At 67.1% G+C, this 4,475-nt stretch carries 7 protein-coding genes; 3 read left to right on the top strand and 4 right to left on the bottom strand.

From position 1 onward, the window contains the following. From prs to pth, 3 genes are all read left to right on the top strand, one after another. The coding region (gene prs, locus P3W97_RS00700) for a ribose-phosphate diphosphokinase (protein WP_300843061.1) at positions 1-516 on the top strand (516 nt) is incomplete at its 5' end. Positions 517-665: 149 nt separating this feature from the next. Beyond that, positions 666-1,292 carry a 50S ribosomal protein L25/general stress protein Ctc gene (locus tag P3W97_RS00705; protein ID WP_300843062.1) on the top strand — a complete coding sequence of 209 codons (627 nt, stop codon included), beginning with the start codon at positions 666-668 and terminating at the stop codon, positions 1,290-1,292. A gap of 133 nt (positions 1,293-1,425) precedes the next feature. Then, entirely contained in the window at positions 1,426-2,034 is a 609-nt protein-coding gene (gene pth, locus P3W97_RS00710) for an aminoacyl-tRNA hydrolase (protein WP_300843063.1), read from the top strand. Here the strand turns inward: pth and P3W97_RS00715 are convergent. The 4 genes from P3W97_RS00715 to P3W97_RS00730 form a co-directional block, all read right to left on the bottom strand. Beyond that, entirely contained in the window at positions 2,031-2,315 is a 285-nt protein-coding gene (locus P3W97_RS00715) for a YfhL family 4Fe-4S dicluster ferredoxin (protein ID WP_300843064.1), read from the bottom strand. The two genes, pth and P3W97_RS00715, sit on opposite strands and share 4 nt — an antisense overlap. 38 nt (positions 2,316-2,353) lie before the next feature. Beyond that, complete coding sequence (gene coaD, locus P3W97_RS00720; protein ID WP_300843065.1) at positions 2,354-2,863, bottom strand: pantetheine-phosphate adenylyltransferase; 510 nt, start codon at positions 2,861-2,863, stop codon at positions 2,354-2,356. Further along, entirely contained in the window at positions 2,860-3,471 is a 612-nt protein-coding gene (rsmD, locus tag P3W97_RS00725) for a 16S rRNA (guanine(966)-N(2))-methyltransferase RsmD (RefSeq protein WP_300843066.1), read from the bottom strand. Before rsmD ends, coaD begins: the two co-directional genes overlap by 4 nt. Then, positions 3,471-4,475, bottom strand: a 1,005-nt coding sequence (locus P3W97_RS00730; protein WP_300843067.1) for a pitrilysin family protein, incomplete at its 5' end; no start/stop codon positions are given. The genes P3W97_RS00730 and rsmD, both read right to left, overlap by 1 nt.

Below are 4,475 nucleotides of genomic sequence, written 5' to 3' on the forward strand. Positions count from 1 at the left end.
CCGGTGCTGCTGGGCGATCTGCGGCAAAAGAATTACCCCAATCTGCTCGTCGTCTCGCCAGACGTCGGCGGCGTGGTGCGTGCGCGGGCGCTGGCCAAGCAGCTCGACTGCGACATGGCCATCATCGACAAGCGTCGCCCCAAACCCAATGTGTCCGAGGTCATGCATGTCATCGGCGACATCGAAGGCCGCCACTGTGTGATCATGGACGACATGGTGGACACTGCTGGGACGTTGATTAAAGCGGCCGAGGTGCTCAAAGAACGCGGGGCCGAAAAGGTGTTTGCTTACGTGACTCATCCCATTTTGTCTGGCCCTGCCGTGGAACGTGTCGCCAAAGGCGACGCATTGGACGAATTGGTCGTCACCAACACCATTCCGCTGAGCGATGCGGCTCGCGCCTGCGGCAAAATCCGCCAGCTCACCGTGGCCCCGCTGTTTGCGGAGACGATCGCCCGCATCGCCAATGGCGAGTCGGTGATGAGCCTGTTCGCCGAGTCGGAAAACCAGGGCTGAGCAGGGTTCGCCTGCGCCAGCCCGCAAGGCATGCCGACGCTCTCGCCCCGCGGGTAACGAGGGCATCGGTTTTGGCGCCACCCATCTGGGTGGCATGGTCGTGAAAATGGGGCGCGCTGGTCGCGGCCGCCCCCACAATGGAGTAGAGCATGAAATTCACCGCTTTCGAGCGCCAGACGCAGGGCACGGGTGCGAGCCGCCGCCTGCGCAAGGCCGGCAAGACGCCCGGTATCGTCTACGGCGGCAACGCTGCGCCGCAAAACATCGAGTTGGACCACAACGCCCTGTGGCAGGCCATCCAGAAAGAGGCCTTTCACTCCTCTGTCCTGGAGATGGAACTCGGCGGCCAGGTCACCAAGGTCGTGCTGCGCGATGTGCAGTACCACCCCTACAAGCCGCAGGTGCTGCATGTGGACTTCCAGCGCGTCGACGAGACCACCCGCCTGCGCAAGAAAGTGCCGCTGCACTTCGTCAACGCCGATAACAGTCCGGCGGTCAAGGCCGACAAGTGCCTGATCAACCACGTCGTCACCGAGTTGGAGATCGAGTGTCTGGCCACCCAATTGCCCGACTTCATCGAAGTGGACCTCGGCCAGCTGCACAAGGGCCAGAGCCTGCACGCCAACGACTTGAAGCTGGCAGCGGGCGTCAAGATCGTCACCCATGGCAAGCCCAACCCAACCATCGCCACCGTCGTCGAGCCGGTGGAAGAAGTCGTGACCGCGCCGACCGCCGGCACGACCGACGACAAGAAGGGCAAGAAGGGCAAGAAGTGAGAGCCCGGGGCCGCACCCCGGCCCCGTTCGCCGCTGTCGGCTGCCCTGGGCAGCCGCCCCACCGAGGCCCGCACCACGCGGGCCTTCGGTTTTGATGCCATGATCGCCACCCCGCACACGAGGGCCCGCATCGATGTTCAAACTGCTGGTGGGTCTGGGCAACCCCGGACCGGAGTACGAGGACACGCGCCACAACGCCGGCTGGTGGTGGATCGACCGTGTCGCGCAGGACTTGCGGGTGACCCTGCACCCGGAGCGTACCTATTTCGGCCTGGCCGGCCGCACCACCATCGACGGCCACCCACTGTGGCTGCTCAAGCCCACCACCTACATGAACCGCTCGGGCCAGTCCGTCGCCGCGCTGGCACGGTTTTTCAAGATCGCCCCGGGCGAGATCCTGGTCGCGCACGACGAGCTGGACCTGCCACCGGGCGACGCCCGGCTCAAACACGGGGGCGGCCACGCCGGCCACAATGGCCTGCGCGACATCCATGCGCAATTGGGCAGCGCGGACTACTGGCGGCTGCGCCTGGGCATCGGCCACCCGGGCGTGAAGGCCGAAGTCGCCCACTGGGTGCTGCGCAAGCCACCGACCGACCAGCGGCTGGCCATCGACCAGGCGGTGGAACGTGCCGCGCGGGCCCTACCGCTGCTGCTGGCCGGCGAGACCGCCAAGGCGACCGCCGCCATTCACACCAGCCAAGCGCCGCGGCCCAAGCCGCCGCGCCCCAACACAGTTTAGGCCGCGGACACCGGGCGGGAGCCCGGCGCCGCCTTGGCGGCCTGCAGCCGCCGGTATTTTTGCCACAGAGTTTCGCGGTCCTCGGTGTGGTCCGGGTTGACCGGGATGCAACTGACCGGGCAGACCTGCACGCATTGGGGCTCGTCAAAGTGACCCACGCACTCCGTGCAGCGCCCCGGATCGATGACGTAGTGCTCCTCCCCCATCGAGATGGCTTGATTGGGGCATTCGGGCTCACAAACGTCGCAGTTGATGCACTCGTCGGTGATCATCAAGGCCATGGCCGGGTCCCCTGGGCAGACTTCCGATGTGGGCGGGATCAGCATTGGCTATCCGGAAACACTGCGGCCAAGCGCTGTGCCACGGCGGGATTGACCATCTGCGCCACATCCCCACCCAATTTGGCGATTTCACGCACAAGGGTACTGGAGATGCACTGCACCGTCGGCTGCGGCAGCAAAAACACCGTCTGCACCGTGGGCAAGAGTTTGGCGTTCATGGCAGCCATCTGTGCCTCGTAATCGAAGTCGGTGACATTGCGGATGCCGCGCACCACCGCCACCGCCCCGTGCGCTCGGCAAAAATCCATGATCAGCCCATCGAACGGCAGCACCTGCACGCCGGGACAATCGGACAGGGCATCGGCCACCATCGCCAGCCGCTGCGCCAGGGGGAACAAGGTTTTTTTGTGATGCGCGACCGCTACCGCAACGATCAGCCGGTCAAACAAGCCCGCCGCGCGGCGAATCACATCCTCGTGCCCCAGGGTGATGGGGTCAAAGGTGCCGCTGTAGACGGCGGTGCGCAGCACAGGGGTCGGGTCATTCATGGGGCTGAATTATCCGCCGCCTGCAGCAGATGGGCGTGGACGGCCCCGGCCCGCAGGTGGCGGTGCAAGCGCCAGCCCAGTGCTGCCACCTCGTCCTCTGCCCAGGCGCGCGGGGCCTCCAGATACGCCAGCCCTTGCGGACGCAGCAGCCGCGCGGCCTGCCGCAGCGCTGCGCCATATATGCGCTCGCTGCCGTGGCGGGCGTCGTCAAATGGGGGGTCCAAGAACACCACATCCCACTGCTTTGCAGGCAAAGCAGCCATGACAGCCAGCGCATCGCCGCCCATGATGCGCACCCCCTCCTGCGCGCCAAGCCGCTGCACGTTCGCGCGTAGCACGTCCAGCAAGGCGGGGGCGCGCTCGATCAACACCACATCGGTCGCACCGCGCGAGGCGGCCTCCAACCCCAGCGCACCGCTGCCAGCAAATGCATCGACACAACGGCAGCCGGCCAGGTCTTGCCCGAGCCAGTTGAACAGCGTCTCGCGTACCCGGTCCGGGGTGGGCCGCAGCCCCGGGCCAGGGCCGACCGGCAAGCGCGAGCGCCGCCAGCGTCCCCCGATGATGCGCACCTCGCCGTTGAACCCACCCCCACGGGGGCGCGCCATCACCGCAGGCCTCCCACCACCACGGTCACCAGCCGATCGGGGTCGATCACGCGGCGCCATGCGCGCATCAGAGTGTCCCGGTCGATGGCCGCCAGCCGCGCGGGCCAGGTGTCCAACTCGTCCAGTGGCAAGTCCGACCAGGCCAACGCCGCCACCTGGTCGAGCACCTTGCGGTTGCTGTCGAGCCGCAAGGCAAAGCCCTGAATCAGCGAGGCCTTGGCCGCGGCGATTTCATCGTCCGTTGGCCCCTCGGCGGTAAAGCGGCGCAGTGTTTCGCGCACCAAAGAGACCGCCAGATCGGCCTGATCGGGGCGCGTCTGCAGCGTCACGGTAAACGCCCCAGCATGCCGGCCGGCCAGAAAGTGGCTGTACACGCCGTAGGTCAAGCCACGCTGCTCCCGGATCTCGCGCATCAAGCGGGAGGTGAATCCACCGCCGCCGACGATGTGGTTGGCCAACAGCAGCGGCAGATAGTCGGGATCCCGACGGGCAATGCCAGGGCGCCCGACCAGGATTTGCGCCTGTGCCGCTCCCGGAAACGGCAGGCGCAGATCGTGCTCGCGCTCCAGCGGTGCGACCTCGGGGACGGCGGGCAAAGGCGCACAGCCATGCGCGGCCCAACCGGCCAGCAGGCGGTTGGCAATCGATTCGGCCTGGTCGCGCCCGATGGCCCCCACCAGCGTGATGCGTGCGTCGCACGCGCGGGCGTGGCGACGGTAAAAATCTTGCATGGCCGCCCGGTCGATGGCGGCCCAGGTCTCGGGTGTGGCTTGCGCCCCATAAGGATGTCCTCGGTAAACCGCCTCGGCATAGCGCTGGCGGGCCAAGGTATCGGGCTGGGTCTGCGCCTCGCGCCAGGCGGCGACCAGGCGATCACGCTCCCGCGCCCAGATGCTGGGATCGAAGGACGGGGCGGCCAGCTGGCGCGCCGCCAGTGCCACGGCCCGCTCCAGCAGGTCCGGCCGGGTGAGTGTGCGCAGCGAAATGCTGAAACGGTCCAAGGT

Source organism: Tepidimonas sp., from assembly GCF_029335975.1.
GTDB lineage: Bacteria > Pseudomonadota > Gammaproteobacteria > Burkholderiales > Burkholderiaceae_C > Tepidimonas.